Here is a 21,419-nt window from a genome sequence, read left to right as displayed (position 1 = left end):
TTATTGTCCTGCAATCTCGCGAAGCGCCGTAATGACCCGCTGGGTGTCGGTGGCGGTCATATCGGGGAACAATGGCAGCGAGCAGATGCGTGCGCTATTCCATTCTGTATTTGGCAGCGAAAGCGTGGTGAAGCGTTCGCGGTAATATTTTTGCGTATGGGCTGCACGAAAATGCAGACCGGTGCCGATATTTCTGGCCTTCAGCGCTTCCATTAAGGCATCTCTGTTCAGGCCGCAGCGCGCTTCGTCAACACGAATGATAAACAGGTGCCAGGCGTGAACGTGGGACCACTGGGGCAGGCTCAACGGTTGAAATGGCGTATCGGCCAGCGCCTGTTGATATTCCTGGGCAATTTGTGCGCGGCGCGAGTTCAGTTGTTCCAGCTTCTTCAGCTGTACCAGCGCGATGGCGGCATTGATATCTGTGAGGTTGTATTTGTATCCTGGCGCCAACACTTCGGCCTGCGGCGCACGGCCGTAGGTTTGTCGATCGAAAGCATCAACGCCCAGGCCGTGAAACTTCAGACTGCGAAGCCGCTGGGCAAGCTGGCCGTCATCGGTAACAATCAGCCCACCCTCCGCACAGGTGATATTTTTGATGGCATGAAACGAGAAAATAGCGGTGCCGCGCGCGCCAACATGACGACCCTTATATAACGTCCCTACGGCGTGCGCCGCATCTTCGATGATCGGAATGCCATAGCGTTCGCCAATGGCATAAATCGCGTCAAGGTCAGCAGGGGCGCCAGCGTAATGTACCGGAATAATCGCTTTGGTTCGTGGCGTGATGGCCGCTTCAATCTGCTCCGGTGTGACCATGAGCGTATCGCGATCAACATCGACCATGATTGGTGTGGCACCCAGCAGGACAATCATATTGAGGGTAGAAACCCACGTCATCGATGGCGTGATGACCTCATCGCCCGCACCGATGCCCAGCGCCATCAGCGTGATGTGCATTCCAGCAGTGGCGGAGCAGACGGCAACGGCATGCTTATTTCCCGTGAGCTGGCAGAAGGCTTCTTCCAACTGTTGATTTTGCGGGCCGGTGGTTATCCAGCCAGAATCCAGAACCGCCTTCACTGCGGCAAGCTCTTCAGCTCCCATAGCCGGGCGAGAGAAAGGCAAAAAGTCAGACATCATTATTCCTTCAAGCCATTTAACGCACCGACGTTTTATTTTTAGCGATAAACAGGGGCGTCGTTAATTATTTATCAGGCTTCAAAGGTTAATGACTGAAGGTTAATTTATCCTTAAGAGTTTAAGGTTCGAGATATAAAGGAAAATAACGGTGTTTTTAATTTATTGTTTTGAAATCAAATGAATTTTACAGAAATTGCGTGGCGTAAACGGCATTGCTGTTTACCGTAGACAGGTCAATGCAATGCCGCAATTCAGAGGGTTTATTTTATGCCACTATTAGAATGATAACTTAGAGTAATCCTTTCAGGGTTAACGTCTTACGCGTGGCGACATTTAAGTCGTACGTGCCAAGATCTTCCGGTTTAACCCAGGCGAACGCCTGAAACTCTTCGTTAATGTTCACTTCACGATTCTCCGCGACACAATCAAAGATAAGATAGATCATGTAAATCTCTTCCTGGCTGCCATCGGCATAGGTTTTGGTGCGAATATCATCACTGAAGGTCCATGGGGTAATTTCTGATAACACGAGCTGTTCGCCCAGTTCTTCCCTCACTTCCCGACGCAATGCTTCTTCGATGCGTTCGCCCGCTTCAACACCGCCGCCAGAAAGCGCCCACTGGCCGGGGAACACGCCACGGTCATCAGCCATTTTGCACAGTAAATAACAGCCATTATTTTGTATTAATGGACAAACAATCGTTCTTTGGCGCATAAGTCGGATCCTTGTAGGGGAATACTGAGAATTCCATCGTGTGCCCATCTTACCTTTTGCTGGCGGCAGAAAAAACGCTTCCGTGACGATTAACCCTTCTTTAACTGAGGAGAAAGGGATGTTTGTTGAAAACGAGGGGTAGCTACGTTCGATTCTGCAATTAGCCGCAGAATTTAACCTTAACTCAAACTTGCAAGTAGTATTTGGTTACAATATGCCATTGCATCACTTTTTTAGCTCATTGATTCCTTGTCATCTGGCAGTACAATTCCTCAGTTTTGGGGCTATGTTTTGATTCTTGCTGGAAAGGATAGAAAATGAAAAAAAGTTTAATGTTGGGTTTTGCCGGAATGCTGTTTGTTTCCGCGTCGGCGAGCGCAATTAGCATTAGTGGCCAGGCGGGCGAAGATTACACCAACCTTGGGTTTGGTATGGGAACTGAGTCTACCGGACTGGCGGTCAGCGGTAACTGGATGCATAACGATGACGACGGCGATGCAGCCGGTCTGGGACTGGGTCTGAATATTCCGCTTGGTCCGTTGCTGGCAACCGTTGGAGGAAAAGGTATTTATACTAATCCTAATGATGGTGATGAAGGCTACGCGGCGGCAGTTGGTGGCGGTCTGCAGTGGCCGATTGGCGATAGCTTCCGCCTGTTTGGTGAGTACTATTACTCTCCTGATTCGCTTTCCAGCGGTATCGACAGTTATGAAGAAGCCAATGCCGGTGCGCGTCTGACAATTATGCGCCCGCTGAGCATTGAAGCCGGTTATCGCTACCTGAACCTGGCGGGTAAAGATGGCAACCGCGATAACGCGATTGCTGATGGTCCGTACGTTGGGGTTAACGCCAGCTTCTGATATTTCTGGCGCGGCGTTCAGTCGCGCCTTCCCCTCTCCATGCGCTATAGTGTTTTCATCATAAAAGCAGGAGAACACGATGTTAAACGTGGAGATGCTATCCACCGGGGATGAAGTGTTGCACGGACAAATCGTCGACACCAATGCCGCCTGGCTGGCTGATTTTTTCTTTAATCAGGGATTACCGTTAACCCGCCGCAATACGGTAGGGGACAATCTTGACGATTTGGTCGCTATTCTACGTGAACGTAGCGAACACGCCGATGTGCTGATCGTTAATGGCGGTCTGGGGCCAACCAGCGATGATTTAAGCGCGCAGGCGGCGGCAACGGCGAAAGGCGAAGGGCTGGTACTGCATGAAGCATGGCTGGCCGAGATGGAGCGTTATTTCCGCGACCGTGGCCGCGTGATGGCGCCGAGCAACCGAAAACAGGCTGAGCTTCCTGCCAGCGCCGAATTTATCAATAATCCTGTCGGCACCGCGTGCGGATTCGCAGTGAAGCTAAACCGTTGCCTGATGTTCTTTACGCCTGGCGTGCCATCGGAATTTAAAGTCATGGTTGAGCATGAGATTCTGCCGCGTTTGCGTGAGCGTTTTTCTCTGCCTCAACCACCTCTCTGCCTGCGATTAACCACCTTTGGCCGTTCTGAAAGTGACCTGGCGCAGAGTCTGGATCCGCTGCCTTTGCCGCCGGGAGTAACAATGGGCTACCGCTCGTCGATGCCGATTATTGAGCTGAAGCTAACCGGGCCGGATTCCCAACGAGACGCCATGCTGGCGCTGTGGCCTGAGGTGAAGCGGGTTGCCGGGCAGAATATGATTTTCGAAGGTACGGAAGGTTTGCCTGCGCAAATCGCCCGCACGTTGCAGGAGCGGCAATACAGTCTGACGCTGAGCGAACAGTTCACCGGTGGCTTGGTGGCGCTACAGCTTTCGCGTGCAAATGCTCCTTTGTTGGCAAGTGAAGTGGTTCCTCCCCAGGAAGAAACGCTGGCGCAAACGGCGCACTGGATTACCGAGCGACGCGGCAAACACTATGCCGGGCTGGCGCTGGCAGTATCGGCATTCGAAAGCGAACATATTAACTTTGCGCTGGCAACCCCGGATGGGACACATGCCTTACGCGTAAGGCTTAGCGCTAATCGCTACAGTTTGCCGATTCGTCAGGAAGTTTGCGCGATGATGGCGCTGAATATGCTGCGTCGTTGGCTAAACGGCCAGGATATTGCCAGCGAACACGGCTGGATTGAAGTGGTTGAATCGCTGACGATTTAAGCATTGATTGGGAAGGCTACAAACCTTCCCAACCTGACTCACTCTGTAACATCGCCAGGCAATAGCCCGGTAATTAACTGAACCAAATTATGATCAATTCCATTTTCCAGCATCATGCGAGCGATACGTAAGGCTTCTTCTTGCGTACCTTTTTGCACTCCCTGTTCTAATCCTTGCTGTATCCCTTCTTGTAGGCCATGGTGGTGGCCTTCTTGTCTTAGCCTCTCTGCGATCGTCATCAACCTCTCCTTGTGATGGGGGGAACGTTCGGCAACCTCATGGATAAATGCGCTGACATGAGAAACATTGCCGTATCGTAGCAGGTAATTAAATAGCGTTTGCAGCTGGCTGTCATTAGCAGTGCTTGTAACTAAAAGCGAGACCAGCCGGTCCACCAGCCCCATCAAATCACGCTGCATCATGCGGTGTAGAGGTGGTTGATTTATCCATGGTAGTCCGTCACCTGAAGGGGAAGTTGGCATGACGGTACCTACTTTTAACAAGGGCTGCATGGGAGGATTTGGCTATTTGCGCGGGTGAATCAGAGATAAATACGGCCGATTGCAACGTATTCAATTAAGCGGAACAGAGTACGCAAAAATGCCCGGTAACAAACGCCACCGGGCAACAGAGTTAACCCAATGCTTTGGCAAGCAGGGTGATCGGATGTTCACAGCGAAGGCTTGTAGACATCTCTATCTGCCATTTACAGGTTTCACAGTCGGTGACAACGATATCGGCACCGCTTTCTTCAATCTGGCGGAATAACGGTGCGCCAATCGATTGTGATGTCGGGTAGTTTTCCTTTTTAAAGCCGTATGTCCCGGCGATTCCGCAACACTGAGAATCTAACACCGTCAGCTCCAGTCCCGGAATTTGGCGCAGCAGCTCCAGCGTGTAGAGCGTCCAGCCCATTTTCTCCATATGGCAAGGCGTGTGATAGACCACTTTCAGCGGCAGCGTCTTCAGCGGCAACGTTTTGCCTTCATCAAGCTTGCGCCACAGCCAGCGGGTCGCCAGCTCAATATGTTCGCGCAGGCCCGTGTTGTCGACGTCCAGCACTTCCGGGTACTCATCGCGGAGTGCAAAGGTACAGGTTGATGAGGTGGCGATCACCGGAATGCCTTTCCCGTCAATCGCTTCCCTGAGCGAGGCCACGTTGCTCACCGCCTGCTTGCGGGCTTTATCGGTAAAGCCGTTGGCGATCAGCGGTACGCCGCAGCATTTTTCTTTGCTCAGCAGTTGTACGCCGGTTCCCATGGCGTTCAGGACCTTGATCAGGTCTTTGCCGAGTTGCGGATGGTTGTAATTAACAAAACAGCCGTGGAAAAAGGCGACCTGCTCCGGATACTGTGCCTGCTGGGCAGCAACGCTGCGATACCAGCGGCGGAACGTACCAAAGGAGTATTTCGGCAGCGTACGGCGATGGTCGATTTTCAGCGCGTAGTCCAGCAACTGGCGTACCGGTTTCAGCGAGGTGGCGGTATTCACTATCGGCGCGAACGGGGTGGATACACTTCCCATTAAATCCGTATGGCTTAAAACAAAATTACGCAGCGATGGACGCGTAGTGTCATATTTGGCGCGCGCACGCTGGATGATATCGCCAATTTTCACATCTGACGGACACGCCACTTCGCAGCGCTTACAGTTGATGCAGTATTTCAGCGCGTCGTCGTATAACGCGCCATCTTTCAGGCGCAGACGCTCGCCGTCCGGTCCGGCCTGTTTTGGGCCAGGGTAGCCCGGATTGACGCGGCTTACCGGGCAGGCGGTGGTGCACACCGTGCATTTGATACAACTTTCAAAACGTGTGTCGCTCATTGCTGTCCTCCTGCACGTTTCGCAATGTCATGTGCGGCGTGTAAGGCACTGACTGCGCATACGCCGCCTCCGCAACCCTCGGCAATAGGGTCGAAACCACCGAGAACAGAACCGATGGCATACATATTTTCTACCGTTTTACCCGCCAGTGACGGGCGCAGCGTAGCGTCGGTTGTGACGCCAAACTTTTGCCACGGTTGCGGATCGAAGACGTCGCGTTGATACCACTCGGCGCGGGTGGTGGTTTGCTGTACATCCAGCCCGAGGATCGGTTCGTGGATGGCCTCTCTCGTGGCGATCAGTCCGCTGCTGAAAAAGCTGCCGCTGGCGAGCACGGCGAAGCGTGGACGCAACGGGATATCGGCATGGTTACGGGTCCAGATTTCACTGACTACGCCGTCCTGACAGGTGATTTTCTTCACTTCATCACCCGGCATCCAGACGCCGCCCTGGCGCACAAACTGGCGCTGCAATTTGTTGTGCAGACGCATACCCAGTACCGAAGGCGGTAGAGTTGGTAGCAACGTTAACGAGCAGGGAAGGCGCTCGTTAAGCCAGTGCCAGAGGCGCTCATCCACCAGGCCGAAACAGGCTGGCATAATGATCATGTCGCAGGTTTTTGCCTGTGGCAGTAAAGCATCATAGAGCAGCGACCATTTATCTTCGTTGTCCAGCAGGCGCGCAATATTGACGGCGCGAAACTCGGTCGGGTTGTCACGCAGGACATCCAGCTCGGGCAGATCGATTTCGGCTGTCTCGACGCTGAGATTACGCTGGCGCAGTGAGGCCGCGGCGAGATGCGCCTGAAAATCCAGTAAACCGCTGATACCGACAACGCAGATACGCTGTGCGGACAGTGGCCACACCGGAACTTCTGGGGAACTTAACCAGGTTGAGCGCAGAGTTCCCAACGGGGTTACGCGTTGATGTGACTGGCGTACCTTGCCCTGCAAATGCGTTCCGCATTCATCCAGCAGATCCTGCGCCTGCTGGGCCAGCTCCAGGACGTTCTGTGTTCCGATGGTGCTATACGGATGCGTGGGCGCCTGAGTACGCAGCGCATTCAGACCTGCTTCTATCTCTACCACCGGTTGACCATCGGGTAAGTTGCTGAGCAAATCCAGTGAGCCGGAGGAAAAATGCAAGGCGCTTTGGCCGCGCGTGACAATCGTACAGCGCAACCCGCTTTTTTGCAGCTGCAGGCCGCACAGCAGTCCGGCCAGGCCGCCGCCGATAATGACGGTATCAAATTTCATCCTGGTGCTCCTTTTCCAGACCGCACAATCCCTGATAGACCCAGCGCGTGAATTCGCTTTCGCGCAGCGCATCTCCCCAGGCGATAGGCTGCACGCCTTTCCAGCGCTCATTGAGGAAATCGGAAAGCTGGGTGATAGATTGCGCAGCAGTGGTGACATTAAAACGTTGCAGTAAACCTGCGGCGCGGCAGGCGCACAATTCGCCCTGGCAGGTCCCCATACCAACGCGGGTACGGCGACGTAAATCGAGCAGGCTGTTGACGGTTAAATTCTCGACGGCGTATTGCACTTCGCCCGCGGTGACCGCTTCACATTCACAGACCAGGCTACGGTGCTGACGACCTTCGCTAAGCCACGCCGGGGTGCGATCGCCGTGACGGTAGACCGCCGAACCGCGCAACGGCGCAGGCAATGAAATTACGCGTTTCAGCGTGTGCTCGGTGGATTCCTGCGAGCCTGGCAGCGCGGTGTCTGCCGTGGTGCAAGGTTGAGAATTGCCCAGCTTGCGGCAAACGGCATCGGTGGCCCATTCCGCCATCAGACGGTAGGTCATCAGCTTACCGCCGGTAATGGTGATAAACCCATCCAGTCCGTCACGTTCAGCGTGATCGAACAGCACAATACCGCGGCTGACGTTACGACCGCTTGGATCGTCGTCGCTGGCGACCAGCGGTCGCACACCTGAGTAGGCACGTAAAATGCGTGTTTTCGCCATAATCGGCGCCAGTTTCTCGCCTTCGCGCAGCAGAATATCGACCTCTTCTGCGGTGACGCGGTTGCTGTCAATATCGTCGTAATCAATGTGCTGCGAGGTGGTACCAATGAGCGAAATGGTATCACCAGGCACCAGAATATCGGCGTCAGAAGGTTTACGGCAGCGATTAATGACATGCTGGTTTATACGATGATCCATAATCAGCAGCGAACCTTTGGCCGGGAACATCCGGATACTCAGATCGGCATATTCTGCAATGCGCTGGCCCCAGATCCCGGCGGCATTCACCACCACCGGCGCATGCAGGGACTGCATCTCACCCGTCAGATGATTGCGCACGTTAACGCCGCAAACCGTTGCCCCTTCGCGAATCAGCCCCGTCACTTCATGGGCCGTTAAGATAAGCGCGCCATGCTCACGCGCATCCAGCATGTTGGCGGCGGTTAAGCGGAAGGGATCGACCGTACCGTCCGGCACTTTAACTGCGCCAATCAACAGTGGGTTGACGGAGGGTTCGATAATGCGCGCCTGCTTAGGGTCAATCGCTTCTGCGCGAATACCGGCCTCTTCACAGGCGCGAATAAAGGTAGCCTGGAAGGAGAGCTCATCCTCCGGCAGGGTAATAAACAGACCGTCCGTCGGCTCAACGCAATGACGGGCGATACGTTTCAGAATTTGGTTTTCGCTGATGCACTCACGGGCAGATTCAGCGTCGGTGACGGCGTAGCGCGCACCGCTATGCAGCAGGCCGTGGTTACGTCCGGTCGCGCCCGTGGCGATATCGTGGCGTTCCACTAAGATGACGCGCAACCCGCGCAGCGCACAGTCGCGTGCGATCCCTGCACCTGTTGCTCCTCCACCAATGATAATCACGTCACTTGTTTGCGAGTCGCGAGTTTTCATTGTTTTTCCTCACAGTTCGTTTTTTATCATTTAGCCACATAAAAAACATGGATTGTTTGATTTCGCGCATAATCGCTCATTATTCGAAAATGAAACGTGATTCCGTGCGCCTTTATGAACATTTGTCATAAATCTGTAACAATATGTGCTGCGTTTCACATTTTTGTTAGGTATCTTTCCTTAACATCGCGGCCACACTGGAAGCGGTAGGGTAGTAATGACGAACTGCAGTGTTTACTTCGAATGAAAGACGGCCACGGAGGCTACACTATGTTGAGTATTTTTAAACCAGCGCCACATAAGGCGCGTTTGCCTGCTACGGAGATCGATCCGACATATCGTCGATTGCGTTGGCAGATTTTCCTGGGGATTTTCTTTGGTTATGCCGCGTACTATCTGGTACGTAAGAACTTCGCCCTGGCGATGCCATATCTGGTTGAGCAGGGTTTCTCTCGCGGCGATCTGGGTTTTGCCTTATCTGGTATCTCCATCGCTTACGGATTTTCGAAATTCATCATGGGGTCCGTTTCGGATCGCTCGAATCCGCGCGTTTTCCTGCCAGCAGGTTTGATTCTGGCTGCCGCAGTGATGTTGTTTATGGGCTTTGTGCCGTGGGCGACATCGAGCATTGCGATTATGTTTGTGCTGCTGTTCCTTTGCGGATGGTTCCAGGGGATGGGGTGGCCGCCGTGTGGCCGTACCATGGTGCACTGGTGGTCGCAGAAAGAACGTGGCGGTATTGTTTCCGTCTGGAACTGTGCGCACAACGTGGGCGGCGGTCTGCCTCCTCTGCTGTTCCTGCTCGGTATGGCCTGGTTCAATGACTGGAAAGCGGCGCTGTATATGCCTGCTTTCGGTGCGATTGTGGTTGCGCTGTTCGCCTTTGCGATGATGCGTGATACGCCGCAGTCCTGCGGCCTGCCGCCTATCGAAGAGTATAAGAACGACTATCCGGACGATTACAACGAGAAAGCGGAAGAAGAGCTGACTGCGAAGCAGATCTTCATGCAGTATGTACTGCCAAACAAACTGTTGTGGTACATCGCTATCGCTAACGTGTTTGTTTATCTGCTGCGCTACGGCATCCTGGACTGGTCACCGACCTACCTGAAAGAAGTGAAGCATTTCGCACTCGATAAATCATCCTGGGCCTACTTCCTGTATGAATACGCGGGTATTCCGGGCACGCTGCTGTGTGGTTGGATGTCGGATAAAGTCTTCCGCGGCAACCGTGGCGCGACCGGCGTGTTCTTTATGACGCTGGTGACTATCGCGACCATCGTTTACTGGATGAACCCGGCAGGGAACCCGAACGTTGATATGGCTTGTATGATTATCATCGGCTTCCTGATCTACGGCCCGGTCATGTTGATTGGTCTGCACGCGCTGGAACTGGCGCCGAAAAAAGCGGCGGGCACGGCGGCAGGCTTCACCGGACTGTTCGGTTATCTCGGCGGTTCTGTGGCGGCGAGCGCCATTGTCGGCTACACCGTTGACTTCTTCGGCTGGGACGGCGGCTTTATGGTGATGATTGGCGGTAGCGTGCTGGCGGTGATTCTGCTGGTGGTCGTCATGATTGGCGAAAAACGTCATCACGAAGAAATGCTGCAGAAACGTAACGGGGGCTAATTTATGAAAACCACATTGAAAAGTCTCAGCGTGGCGCTGATGCTGGCTGGTATGGTTGTTAGCAGCGCGGCGGTCGCCGCCAATAAAATCGTGATTGCGCACCGTGGGGCAAGCGGTTATTTACCTGAGCATACGCTGCCCGCGAAAGCGATGGCCTATGCTCAGGGCGCGGATTATCTGGAGCAGGATTTGGTGATGACCAAGGATGACCATCTGGTCGTCCTGCATGACCACTATCTGGACCGCGTCACCGATGTCGCTGAGCGTTTTCCGGATCGTGCGCGTAAAGATGGACGTTATTACGCTATCGACTTTACTCTGGATGAGATCAAATCGCTGAAATTTACCGAAGGCTTTGATATCGAAAATGGCAAAAAGGTACAGACCTACCCTGGGCGCTTCCCAATGGGTAAATCTGATTTCCGCGTGCACACCTTCGAAGAAGAGATTGAGTTCGTTCAGGGACTGAATCACTCAACCGGTAAAAACATCGGTATTTATCCGGAAATGAAAGCGCCGTGGTTCCATCACCAGGAAGGGAAGGACATCGCAGCGAAAACGCTGGAAGTGCTGAAAAAGTACGGGTATACCAGCAAAAACGACAAGGTTTATCTGCAGTGTTTTGATGTTGCGGAGTTAAAGCGCATTAAAAATGAACTGGAACCAAAGATGGGGATGGATCTCAATCTGGTGCAGTTAATTGCGTACACTGACTGGAATGAAACCCAGGAGAAAAAGCCGGACGGTAGTTGGGTTAATTACAACTACGATTGGATGTTCAAACCGGGTGCCATGAAACAGGTGGCACAGTATGCGGACGGCATTGGGCCGGACTACCACATGCTGGTTGATGAGAAGTCGAAAAAAGGCAATATCTCGTTAACTGGTATGGTTCAGGACGCGCATCAGAACAAGATGGTGGTGCATCCTTATACGGTTCGTGCCGATCAGCTACCGGATTACACTACTGACGTAAACCAGCTGTATGACATTCTGTATAACAAGGCGGGCGTTGACGGGTTGTTCACCGATTTCCCCGACAAAGCAGTGAAATTCCTGAATAAAGAGTAATGGCACAAGGCCTGTGATGCACCTCCGGTCACAGGCCTTATTGGATAACGTTAGTAACTGTTAGATAAGGCCGTCTGCTGTCAACGTTTCCATACAAGCCTGCAGGAGAAATAAAGGGCTGCCGTCCACCGGCGGCTCTTTTGCCAGTAACGAAATCTGTCGATAGAACGTCGGCTCCAGCGCCACCGAGCGAATCTCCCCGCCAGCGGCTTTCAGCGTCAATTCCGGTAATAATGCAATACCCAGCCCCTGCCGAATAAAGCTCATCGCGGTATCCGGATGGTTAAATTCGTATTTAATAACCGGCTCGATACCTTTCTCTTTAAATAGCGTCATGATGCTTAATTCATAGCGCCCTTTACTGATAATCAGCGGTTCTCCCACCAACTGTTCAACCGTAACCGCGGTATTGGCTGCCAGAGGATGGTTTTCGGGAACCACGACGGTAAATTTGTCGCGATAGATCGGTACGCAGTACATGCCAGTCACCGGAAAATGCACAAATCCAGCATCAATATCCCCGCTGCGCAGGGAATCCACGATCGCCGTGCTGTTCTCTTCGAAGGGAATGATTTTGATGTGCGGATGGTGCTGCTCGAAGTGGTGGATAATGCCCGGTAAAATGCAGGCGCAGGCGCTGGGAAAGCAGCCGATGCGCAGGGTTCGGGCTGGGTTTTTTCGCTCCTGCTCGGCAATCTCTTTCACCGCGTTGGTTTCTGAAACGATCATGCGCAGGTGCGGTACGATCCGTCTTCCAACGGGGGTGAGCTGAATGTCTTTGCGGCGCTCGCGGATAAGACATTCGACTCCCAGCTCTTCTTCAAGCGCCGAAATTGCCTGGCTTACAGCGGATTGGGTCATATACAGCCGCTTACTGGCTTCGGTAAAACCGCCGCATTCAAGCACCGCAAGCAGGGCGTGGATTTGGGTTAATGTCATTAGTTCCCTCTAATTAACAATATTAAAACGATTAATTTCTCTAATATGATGAACCTGTTTACACTTGCGGTCTACCGTATAAATCACATTTTGACGCACCTCTCCGTTGCTCAGTTGAGCTGAGCGTTGCCTGCGTGCGCCGTCTGGACAGGTTGTCGAATATGAAAGAAAAACTGTGGACGAAGGATTTTTGGGCAATCACGATAATTAGCTTCATTATATTCTTTGTGTTTTATGTCCTGCTTACGTTATTACCGATCTATATTTCGGATCGCCTGCACGCCACGCCGGATAAAGCCGGCTTATTGGTCACCTTCTTTTTAGGTGCCGCAATTGTTGTGCGTCCGTTCGCCGGGCAATGGGTGGGAAAATATTCGAATAAAACGATTCTGGTGCTCTCTTCTCTGGCCTTTTTGGTTGTCACTGCGCTGTATCCTGTTTGCCACTCAATTGAATCGCTGCTGTTTATTCGGGTGCTTCATGGGGTGACGTTTGGCGTCATTACCACGGTAAAAGGAACGATTTCCGCGCGGCTGATACCGGCCTCCCGACGTGGGGAGGGCATCAGTTTTTTCTCGTTGGCCATGGGACTGGCAATGGTTGTGGGGCCCTGGGTGGGGCTGAATATGGCACGCTGGGGCGCTTTTACCACCGCTTTCTGGCTGTGTAGCGCGGTTGCCGCGCTGGGTATTATTCTGTCATTGATCGTCGCCGTACCACCGGTCATCCGTCATGCCGACGGCTCAAAACCGAAGCTGGGATTTGCGGCAATGTTTGACCGTGCCGCGCTGCCTTTCGCGATGGTGACGTTTTTCATGACCTTCTCCTATGCGGGCGTTTCTGCTTTTCTCGCGCTGTATGCGCGCGAGTTGGATCTGATGGCCGCCGCCAGTAATTTCCTGTTGTGCTACGCTATTTGCCTGATGATCTGTCGAACCTTTACCGGCAACATTTGTGATAAAAAAGGGCCGAAATACGTGGTATATCCGTGTTTGCTGGCCTTTACAGTGGGACTGGTGGCGCTTGGCTACACCAACGGCAGCATCATGATGATTATTGCCGGGGGATTAATCGGCATTGGTTACGGTTCGGTCACGCCGGTATTCCAGACACAAATTATTAGCTCGGTGGAACCGCATAAAATTGGCATCGCCAATTCGCTATTCTTTAATGCGATGGATGCGGGAATGGCGATTGGCGCGTTCATTATGGGGATGATGGTCGAGGGCGTGGGCTATAGGGCGATTTATCTGGTAGGGGCGCTGCTGGTGGTTTTAGCCGGGGCGCTGTATATCGCGCAGATGAAACGCCGCGGGGCGATGCCGCTGGTTAGCGCACATGAAGTGCACTAACCGTTACAGCTCAAGTTCAATATCGCCTTTTGCCCGGCAACAGCAGGGCAATATTTCTCCCGGCTGAATAAAGGCCAGAGGTTCTGCAATCCAGTCCACCTGTCCCGCTACCAGGCGGGTACGGCAGGAACCGCAGTAACCCTCACGACACTGGTATTCGACTTCAACATTGTGCGATTCGAGTGCGACCAGCAGGGAAGGGTGTTCATCCTGGCACAGCAGCTGTGTGCCAGAGATGCGTAGAGTAACGCGGCTCATCAGAGTTGGAAGTTACTCAGATCGTCGGTATCAACTTCGGAATCGATCTGGCCGACCAGATAGGAGCTGACTTCCACTTCCTGCGGCGCAACCTGTACGTTATCGGACACCAGCCAGGTGTTGATCCACGGGATCGGGTTAGAACGCGTCTGGAACGGCAGATCCAGCCCAACAGCCTGCATACGAATGTTGGTGATGTACTCAACGTACTGGCACAGAATATCTTTGTTCAGGCCGATCATCGAACCGTCACGGAACAGATAGTCCGCCCACTCTTTCTCTTGCAGCGCGGCCTGCACGAACAGGTCGTAGCACTCTTGCTTACACTCTTCTGCGATTTCCGCCATCTCTGGGTCGTCTACACCGCTGCGCAGCAGGTTCAGCATGTGCTGCGTACCGGTCAGGTGCAGGGCTTCATCGCGGGCGATCAGACGAATAATTTTCGCGTTGCCTTCCATCAGTTCACGTTCGGCGAAGGCGAAGGAGCAGGCGAAGCTGACGTAGAAGCGAATGGCTTCCAGCGCGTTCACGCTCATCAGACACAGGTACAGCTTTTTCTTCAGCTCACGCAGGTTCACGACAACCGTTTTGCCATTAACGGTATGGGTGCCTTCCCCTAGCAGATGCCAATAGCTGGTCATCTCGATCAATTCGTCATAGTAGCAGGAAATGCCTTCCGCGCGCTTCTGGATCTGCTCGTTGGTAACGATATCATCAAACACCACCGCCGGATCGTTCACGATGTTACGGATAATATGGGTGTAAGAGCGCGAGTGGATAGTTTCAGAAAACGCCCACGTTTCGACCCAGGTTTCCAGTTCAGGAATCGAGATTAACGGCAGCAGCGCGACGTTCGGGCTACGACCCTGAATGGAGTCCAGTAACGTCTGATACTTCAGGTTGCTGATGAAGATATGCTTTTCATGCTCCGGCAGCGCCTGGAAGTCGATGCGATCGCGGGAAACATCGACCTCTTCCGGACGCCAGAAGAAAGAGAGCTGCTTTTCGATCAGTTTTTCGAAGATGTCATATTTTTGCTGATCGTAGCGGGCGACGTTCACCGGCTGGCCGAAGAACATCGGTTCCAGAAGCTGATCATTTTTCGTCTGTGAAAAAGTGGTGTATGCCATTGATGTGAATCCTTTGTGGGATGAGCGCCGGATGCGGTATAAACACCTTATCCGGCCTACAAACCGTGCAATCGTAGGCCGGGTAAGCGTAGCGCTACCCGGCAACATTCATCAGATCTTACATGCGCCGCTTTCGCAGCCATCGTCCTGAATGGACGGTACCAGATCGTCCTGAGTATCTTCCGCACCATCGCGGGTGTTCTGATAATACAGCGTTTTGACGCCAAATTTGTAGGCGGTGAGCAGGTCTTTCAGCAACTGCTGCATCGGCACTTTTCCTGATGGGAAACGCGTCGGATCATAGTTGGTGTTGGCAGAAATCGACTGATCGATAAACTTCTGCATGATACCTACCAGTTGCAGATAGCCGTCGTTGTTCGGCATTTCCCACAGCAGTTCGTAGGCGTCGTGCAGGTGTTCGTAGTCCGGCACGACCTGACGCAGAATCCCATCTTTAGACGCTTTGATGCTCACGTAGCCGCGCGGTGGTTCAATACCGTTAGTCGCGTTAGAGATCTGCGAAGAGGTTTCCGACGGCATCAGCGCAGACAGCGTGGAGTTACGCAGGCCGTGAATTTTGATGGACTCGCGCAACGCTTCCCAGTCCAGGTGCAGTGGCTCGTCAGAGATAGCATCAAGGTCTTTCTTATAGGTATCGATCGGCAAGATACCCTGGGAGTAAGTTGTTTCGTTAAACCACGGGCACGCGCCTTGCTCTTTTGCCAGCTCGTTAGAAGCTTTCAGCAGGTAATACTGAATGGCTTCGAAGGTTTTGTGGGTCAGGTTATTGGCGCTACCGTCAGAATAACGCTTACCGTTTTTCGCCAGCCAGTAGGCGTAGTTGATGACGCCAATACCCAGCGTACGACGGCCCATCGCGCCGCGTTTGGCGGCCGGGATTGGATAATCCTGATAATCCAGCAACGCATCCAGCGCGCGCACCGCCAGTACGGCCAGTTCTTCCAGCTCGTCCAGGCTCTTAATCGCGCCGAGGTTGAAAGCGGACAGCGTACACAGCGCGATTTCGCCGTTTTCGTCGTTAACGTCGGTCAGCGGTTTGGTCGGCAGGGCGATTTCCAGACACAGGTTGGACTGGCGCACCGGAGCGACTACCGGATCGAACGGGCTGTGGGTGTTGCAGTGGTCCACGTTCTGGATATAGATACGGCCTGTAGAGGCACGTTCCTGCATCATCAGGGAGAACAGTTCGACCGCTTTCACGCGCTGTTTACGGATGCTGTCGTCGTTTTCATATTGGGTGTACAGACGTTCGAACTCGTCCTGATCGGCGAAGAACGCGTCGTACAGCCCCGGCACGTCGGACGGGCTGAACAGGGTAATGTCGCCGCCTTTCAGCAGACGGGTGTACATCAGCTTGTTGATTTGTACGCCGTAGTCCATATGACGCACGCGGTTGCCTTCAACGCCACGGTTGTTTTTCAACACCAGCAGGCTTTCGACTTCCAGATGCCACATTGGGTAGAACAGGGTGGCCGCACCGCCGCGCACGCCGCCTTGCGAGCAGGATTTCACCGCGGTCTGGAAGTGCTTGTAAAACGGAATACATCCAGTGTGGAACGCTTCACCGCCGCGAATCGGGCTGCCCAGCGCACGGATGCGGCCGGCGTTGATACCGATACCGGCGCGCTGAGAAACGTATTTCACGATAGCGCTGGAGGTGGCGTTGATGGAATCCAGGCTGTCGCCGCACTCGATCAGTACGCAGGAGCTGAACTGGCGGGTTGGGGTACGCACGCCGGACATAATTGGCGTCGGCAGAGAAATTTTGAACGTTGAAACGGCATCGTAGAAACGTTTTACATATTGCAGACGCGTTTCACGTGGATAGTTAGAGAACAGGCAGGCCGCTACCAGAATGTAGAGGAACTGCGCGCTTTCATAAATCTCACCGGTGACACGGTTTTGCACCAGATATTTACCTTCTAACTGCTTCACCGCAGCATAGGAGAAGGTCATATCACGGTCGTGTACGATGAACGAGTCCATCTGCTTGAACTCTTCTTCCGTGTAGTCTTCCAGCAGATGATTGTCGTATTTGCCCATTTCAACCATTTTCACGACATGGTCGTAAAGTGCAGGCGGTTCAAACTCGCCGTAGGCTTTTTTACGCAGGTGGAAAATGGCCAGGCGGGCAGCCAGGTACTGATAATCCGGCGCCTCGCGGGAGATCAGGTCGGCGGCTGCTTTGATGATCGTCTCATGGATATCGGACGTTTTGATACCGTCATAAAACTGAATATGAGAGCGCAGCTCGACCTGAGAAATCGATACGTTATTCAGTCCTTCTGCCGCCCAATCCAGAACTCGGTGGATTTTGTCGAGATTGATGCGCTCTGTACTACCATCACGCTTTGTCACCAGCAGACTCTGATTCATGTGGTTTTTTACCTGTCCGTGAAAGAAAAAATATCCCCCATATTATCCACAGAGCCATGTTGTGACTAAGTCTGTGGATAAATACTATATGTAGGGGTTGTTTGATAAAATAGACGCTATATGGTGAGTATTCTAGTAGGGATTCTTTTCAGCACAAGAGTTGATTTTGACGTTAAATTGAGGTTGCAAAAGGGTAAGAATCGCTAAGTGCGCGTCTTATAAGGCCTGGCGGGGATGTCAATAATTGAGAAAAAAAATAGAAAATTTGATCGAGTGCTGATTTCTTCATCTAAGGCGAAGAAAGTTCTTATGATCTGGCACAGGATTTGTAGGCCCGATAAGCGAAGCGCCATCAGGCCCTGTTCCTGTCAGCATGCCGGATGGCGGCGTTGGACGCCTTATCCGGCTTACAGGAAGCGGTTAATCAACACTGGCGGTGGTATGGACCATATAGTTCACATCAACGCCCGGACCGAGTTTAAAGCTGTTGGTGATCGGGTTGTAATGCAAGCCGGTCATATGACGCTCTTTCAGCACGGTCTGATCTACCCACTGTAATAACTCTGCAGGCTTAATAAATTTTTTCACATCATGCGTGCCTTTCGGCACCATGCGCAAAATATATTCCGCTCCGACCACGGCCATCAGCCAGGATTTGCCGTTGCGGTTAAGCGTGGAGAAAAACACTTCGCCGCCCGGTTTAACCAGCCTGGCGCAGGCGCTGACCACCGACTGCGGGTCCGGCACGTGCTCCAGCATTTCCATGCAGGTCACCACGTCATACTGGTGCGCATGTTTTTCCGCGTGCTCTTCGACGGTTTCCTGGACGTACTCGACCTGGATACCGCTCTCCAGCGCATGCAGTTTTGCTACCTGTAACGGTTCAAAGCCCATATCCAGGCCCGTGACGGTTGCGCCTTCGCGCGCCATACTTTCTGCCAGAATGCCGCCGCCGCAGCCTACGTCGAGTACCTTTTTACCAAACAGGCCGCCTGAGCGCTCCGTGATGTAGCCCAGACGCAGCGGGTTAATGCGGTGCAGTGGCTTAAATTCACCCTCAAGGTCCCACCAGCGTGACGCGACTGCTTCAAACTTGGCAATTTCTTCATGGTCAACGTTGTGGCTTACCGGGGGTTTTTCGGCATTCATTGGGGCTTCTACTCCTAAATTTGCGATGCAAATGAGTATATCAGCCTGACGGGATGAATAAAGCCTCTGTCAGGGGGAATCCATTTACCTGAATCTGTGCGAATGTGTTATAATTTGCGACCTTTGAATCCGGGATACAGTAGAGGGATAGCGGTTAGATGAGCGACCTTGCGAGAGAAATTACACCGGTCAACATTGAGGAAGAGCTGAAGAGCTCATATCTGGATTATGCGATGTCGGTCATTGTTGGCCGTGCGCTGCCAGACGTCCGAGATGGCCTGAAACCGGTTCACCGTCGCGTACTTTACGCCATGAACGTATTGGGCAACGACTGGAATAAAGCCTATAAAAAATCTGCCCGTGTCGTTGGTGACGTAATCGGTAAATACCACCCTCATGGTGATACCGCCGTTTACGACACCATTGTTCGTATGGCGCAGCCATTCTCCTTGCGTTACATGCTGGTAGATGGTCAGGGTAACTTTGGTTCTGTCGATGGCGACTCCGCAGCGGCGATGCGTTATACGGAAATCCGTATGTCGAAAATCGCCCATGAGCTGATGGCTGACCTGGAAAAAGAAACGGTTGATTTCGTCGATAACTACGACGGCACCGAACAAATTCCTGACGTCATGCCGACCAAAATTCCTAACCTGCTGGTGAACGGTTCGTCCGGTATCGCGGTAGGTATGGCAACCAACATTCCGCCGCACAACCTGACGGAAGTGATCAACGGCTGTCTGGCATACATTGACGATGAAGACATCAGCATTGAAGGGCTGATGGAACATATTCCGGGTCCGGACTTCCCGACCGCCGCGATCATTAACGGTCGTCGTGGTATCGAAGAAGCCTACCGTACTGGTCGTGGCAAAGTGTACATTCGCGCCCGCGCGGAAGTCGAAGCTGACGCCAAAACCGGCCGTGAAACCATCATCGTCCATGAAATTCCGTATCAGGTGAACAAAGCGCGCCTGATCGAGAAAATCGCCGAGCTGGTAAAAGACAAACGTGTTGAAGGCATCAGCGCGCTGCGTGACGAGTCTGATAAAGACGGTATGCGCATCGTGATTGAAGTGAAACGCGATGCGGTCGGGGAAGTGGTTCTGAACAACCTTTACTCCCAGACCCAACTGCAGGTTTCTTTCGGTATCAACATGGTTGCGCTGCACCATGGTCAGCCGAAGATCATGAACCTGAAAGATATTATTGCCGCGTTTGTACGTCACCGTCGTGAAGTCGTAACGCGCCGTACTATCTTTGAACTGCGTAAAGCCCGCGACCGCGCGCATATCCTTGAAGCGCTGGCGATTGCGCTGGCGAACATTGACCCCATCATCGACCTGATCCGCCGCGCGCCGACCCCGGCAGAAGCGAAAGCTGCGTTGGTGGCGCGTTCGTGGGAGCTGGGCAACGTGTCCGCCATGCTGGAACGTGCCGGTGATGACGCCGCGCGTCCTGAATGGCTGGAGCCGGAATTTGGTGTGCGTGACGGTCAGTACTACCTGACTGAACAGCAGGCCCAGGCGATTCTGGATCTGCGTTTGCAGAAACTGACTGGCCTTGAGCATGAAAAACTGCTCGACGAATACAAAGAGTTGCTGGAGCAGATCGCTGAACTGCTGCACATTCTGGGCAGCGCAGATCGTCTGATGGAAGTTATCCGTGAAGAGATGGAGCTGATTCGCGAGCAGTTCGGCGACGAACGTCGTACCGAAATCACCGCGAACAGTGCTGACATCAACATCGAAGATCTGATTAGCCAGGAAGATGTTGTCGTAACCTTGTCTCATCAGGGCTACGTGAAATATCAGCCGTTAACCGATTACGAAGCACAGCGTCGTGGCGGTAAAGGCAAATCAGCAGCACGTATTAAAGAAGAAGACTTTATTGACCGCCTGCTGGTGGCTAACACCCATGACACGATCCTCTGCTTCTCCAGCCGTGGTCGTTTGTACTGGATGAAGGTTTATCAGTTGCCGGAAGCCAGCCGTGGCGCGCGTGGACGTCCAATCGTCAACCTGCTGCCGTTGGAAGCGAACGAACGTATCACCGCTATTCTGCCGGTACGCGAGTACGAAGAAGGTGTGAACGTCTTCATGGCGACCGCCAGCGGTACGGTGAAGAAAACCGCGCTGACTGAGTTCAGCCGTCCGCGTTCCGCCGGTATCATTGCGGTTAACCTGAACGAAGGCGACGAACTGATTGGCGTTGACCTGACGTCCGGTAGTGACGAAGTTATGCTGTTCTCTGCCGCGGGTAAAGTGGTGCGCTTTAAAGAAGATGCCGTTCGTGCGATGGGGCGTACCGCGACCGGCGTACGCGGTATCAAACTGGCAGGCGAAGACAAAGTCGTTTCTCTGATTATTCCGCGCGGCGAAGGCGCTATCCTGACCGTGACGCAAAACGGCTACGGTAAGCGTACCGCGGCAGAAGAGTATCCGACCAAGTCTCGTGCGACTCAGGGCGTTATCTCCATCAAAGTGACCGAGCGCAACGGCTCTGTTGTTGGCGCGGTGCAGGTTGAAGATACCGACCAGATCATGATGATCACCGATGCAGGTACGCTGGTGCGTACTCGCGTGTCGGAAATCAGCGTAGTAGGGCGTAATACCCAGGGCGTGATCCTCATCCGTACTGCGGAAGATGAAAACGTCGTGGGTCTGCAACGCGTTGCTGAGCCGGTTGATGATGAAGAACTCGACTCCATCGACGGAAGTGCCGCTGAGGGCGACGATGATATCGCGCCTGAAGCAGAAACTGATGATGATGCAGCGGATGACGCTGACGAGTAATTGAGAT

Annotated in this window: 16 protein-coding genes and 1 pseudogene; 6 read left to right on the top strand and 11 right to left on the bottom strand. The window is 53.1% G+C overall.

Annotated features, from left to right (window positions below; genetic code table 11):
- Both arnB and nudI read right to left on the bottom strand, forming a co-directional pair.
- Positions 1-1,140, bottom strand: a complete 1,140-nt coding sequence (gene arnB, locus FDW92_RS06170; RefSeq protein WP_042307136.1) for a UDP-4-amino-4-deoxy-L-arabinose aminotransferase — start codon at positions 1,138-1,140, stop codon at positions 1-3.
- Positions 1,141-1,432: 292 nt separating this feature from the next.
- The gene (gene nudI / locus FDW92_RS06165; protein WP_042307139.1) at positions 1,433-1,858 is read right to left on the bottom strand and encodes a nucleoside triphosphatase NudI; all 426 of its coding nucleotides are present in this window, start codon (positions 1,856-1,858) and stop codon (positions 1,433-1,435) included.
- A 317-nt stretch (positions 1,859-2,175) separates the two neighbouring features.
- On the opposite strand from nudI, the gene FDW92_RS06160 reads away from it, so the two are divergent.
- The gene (locus tag FDW92_RS06160) at positions 2,176-2,718 is read left to right on the top strand and encodes a YfaZ family outer membrane protein (RefSeq protein ID WP_038642254.1); all 543 of its coding nucleotides are present in this window, start codon (positions 2,176-2,178) and stop codon (positions 2,716-2,718) included.
- Positions 2,719-2,797: 79 nt separating this feature from the next.
- A complete protein-coding gene (locus FDW92_RS06155) occupies positions 2,798-3,994 on the top strand; it encodes a nicotinamide mononucleotide deamidase-related protein YfaY (protein WP_042307141.1) in 1,197 nt (398 codons plus the stop codon).
- 38 nt (positions 3,995-4,032) lie between these two features.
- Here the strand turns inward: FDW92_RS06155 and FDW92_RS06150 are convergent.
- The 4 genes and pseudogenes from FDW92_RS06150 to glpA form a co-directional block, all read right to left on the bottom strand.
- Positions 4,033-4,407 (bottom strand): annotated as a pseudogene (locus FDW92_RS06150) (ISNCY family transposase); the annotation flags it as partial.
- Positions 4,408-4,627: 220 nt separating this feature from the next.
- Entirely contained in the window at positions 4,628-5,818 is a 1,191-nt protein-coding gene (gene glpC / locus FDW92_RS06145; protein ID WP_038642250.1) for an anaerobic glycerol-3-phosphate dehydrogenase subunit GlpC, read from the bottom strand.
- The gene (gene glpB / locus FDW92_RS06140) at positions 5,815-7,074 is read right to left on the bottom strand and encodes a glycerol-3-phosphate dehydrogenase subunit GlpB (protein ID WP_042307143.1); all 1,260 of its coding nucleotides are present in this window, start codon (positions 7,072-7,074) and stop codon (positions 5,815-5,817) included. Before glpB ends, glpC begins: the two co-directional genes overlap by 4 nt.
- Positions 7,064-8,692: an anaerobic glycerol-3-phosphate dehydrogenase subunit A gene (glpA, locus tag FDW92_RS06135; protein WP_079223328.1), complete on the bottom strand. Its 1,629-nt coding sequence runs from the start codon at positions 8,690-8,692 to the stop codon at positions 7,064-7,066. Before glpA ends, glpB begins: the two co-directional genes overlap by 11 nt.
- A gap of 270 nt (positions 8,693-8,962) precedes the next feature.
- On the opposite strand from glpA, the gene glpT reads away from it, so the two are divergent.
- Together glpT and glpQ are read left to right on the top strand one after the other, a co-directional pair.
- Positions 8,963-10,321, top strand: a complete 1,359-nt coding sequence (glpT, locus tag FDW92_RS06130; RefSeq protein WP_042307146.1) for a glycerol-3-phosphate transporter — start codon at positions 8,963-8,965, stop codon at positions 10,319-10,321.
- A gap of 3 nt (positions 10,322-10,324) precedes the next feature.
- Entirely contained in the window at positions 10,325-11,392 is a 1,068-nt protein-coding gene (glpQ, locus tag FDW92_RS06125) for a glycerophosphodiester phosphodiesterase (protein ID WP_042307147.1), read from the top strand.
- 60 nt (positions 11,393-11,452) lie between these two features.
- On the opposite strand, the gene FDW92_RS06120 is transcribed toward glpQ, so the two are convergent.
- The gene (locus tag FDW92_RS06120; protein ID WP_042307148.1) at positions 11,453-12,331 is read right to left on the bottom strand and encodes a LysR family transcriptional regulator; all 879 of its coding nucleotides are present in this window, start codon (positions 12,329-12,331) and stop codon (positions 11,453-11,455) included.
- Positions 12,332-12,492: 161 nt separating this feature from the next.
- Between FDW92_RS06120 and FDW92_RS06115 the strand changes: the two genes are divergently transcribed.
- Positions 12,493-13,683: an MFS transporter gene (locus tag FDW92_RS06115; RefSeq protein WP_042307149.1), complete on the top strand. Its 1,191-nt coding sequence runs from the start codon at positions 12,493-12,495 to the stop codon at positions 13,681-13,683.
- Positions 13,684-13,686: 3 nt separating this feature from the next.
- On the opposite strand, the gene yfaE is transcribed toward FDW92_RS06115, so the two are convergent.
- The 4 genes from yfaE to ubiG form a co-directional block, all read right to left on the bottom strand.
- On the bottom strand, positions 13,687-13,941 hold the full coding sequence (yfaE, locus tag FDW92_RS06110; RefSeq protein ID WP_042307150.1) for a class I ribonucleotide reductase maintenance protein YfaE: 255 nt from the start codon (positions 13,939-13,941) through the stop codon (positions 13,687-13,689).
- The gene (gene nrdB / locus FDW92_RS06105) at positions 13,941-15,071 is read right to left on the bottom strand and encodes a class Ia ribonucleoside-diphosphate reductase subunit beta (RefSeq protein WP_042307151.1); all 1,131 of its coding nucleotides are present in this window, start codon (positions 15,069-15,071) and stop codon (positions 13,941-13,943) included. Before nrdB ends, yfaE begins: the two co-directional genes overlap by 1 nt.
- A 111-nt stretch (positions 15,072-15,182) precedes the next feature.
- Positions 15,183-17,468: a class 1a ribonucleoside-diphosphate reductase subunit alpha gene (nrdA, locus tag FDW92_RS06100; RefSeq protein ID WP_042307152.1), complete on the bottom strand. Its 2,286-nt coding sequence runs from the start codon at positions 17,466-17,468 to the stop codon at positions 15,183-15,185.
- Between the two features lie 420 nt (positions 17,469-17,888).
- Positions 17,889-18,617, bottom strand: a complete 729-nt coding sequence (ubiG, locus tag FDW92_RS06095) for a bifunctional 2-polyprenyl-6-hydroxyphenol methylase/3-demethylubiquinol 3-O-methyltransferase UbiG (RefSeq protein ID WP_038642230.1) — start codon at positions 18,615-18,617, stop codon at positions 17,889-17,891.
- 158 nt (positions 18,618-18,775) lie between these two features.
- Between ubiG and gyrA the strand changes: the two genes are divergently transcribed.
- Positions 18,776-21,412, top strand: a complete 2,637-nt coding sequence (gene gyrA / locus FDW92_RS06090) for a DNA topoisomerase (ATP-hydrolyzing) subunit A (protein WP_042307154.1) — start codon at positions 18,776-18,778, stop codon at positions 21,410-21,412.
- Positions 21,413-21,419: the final 7 nt, after the last annotated feature.

The organism is Citrobacter sp. wls706, from assembly GCF_005281305.1.
GTDB classification, from domain to species: domain Bacteria; phylum Pseudomonadota; class Gammaproteobacteria; order Enterobacterales; family Enterobacteriaceae; genus Citrobacter; species Citrobacter werkmanii.
The sequence above is the reverse complement of the archived record's forward strand: the minus strand, read 5'-3'. Positions and strand labels throughout refer to the sequence as shown.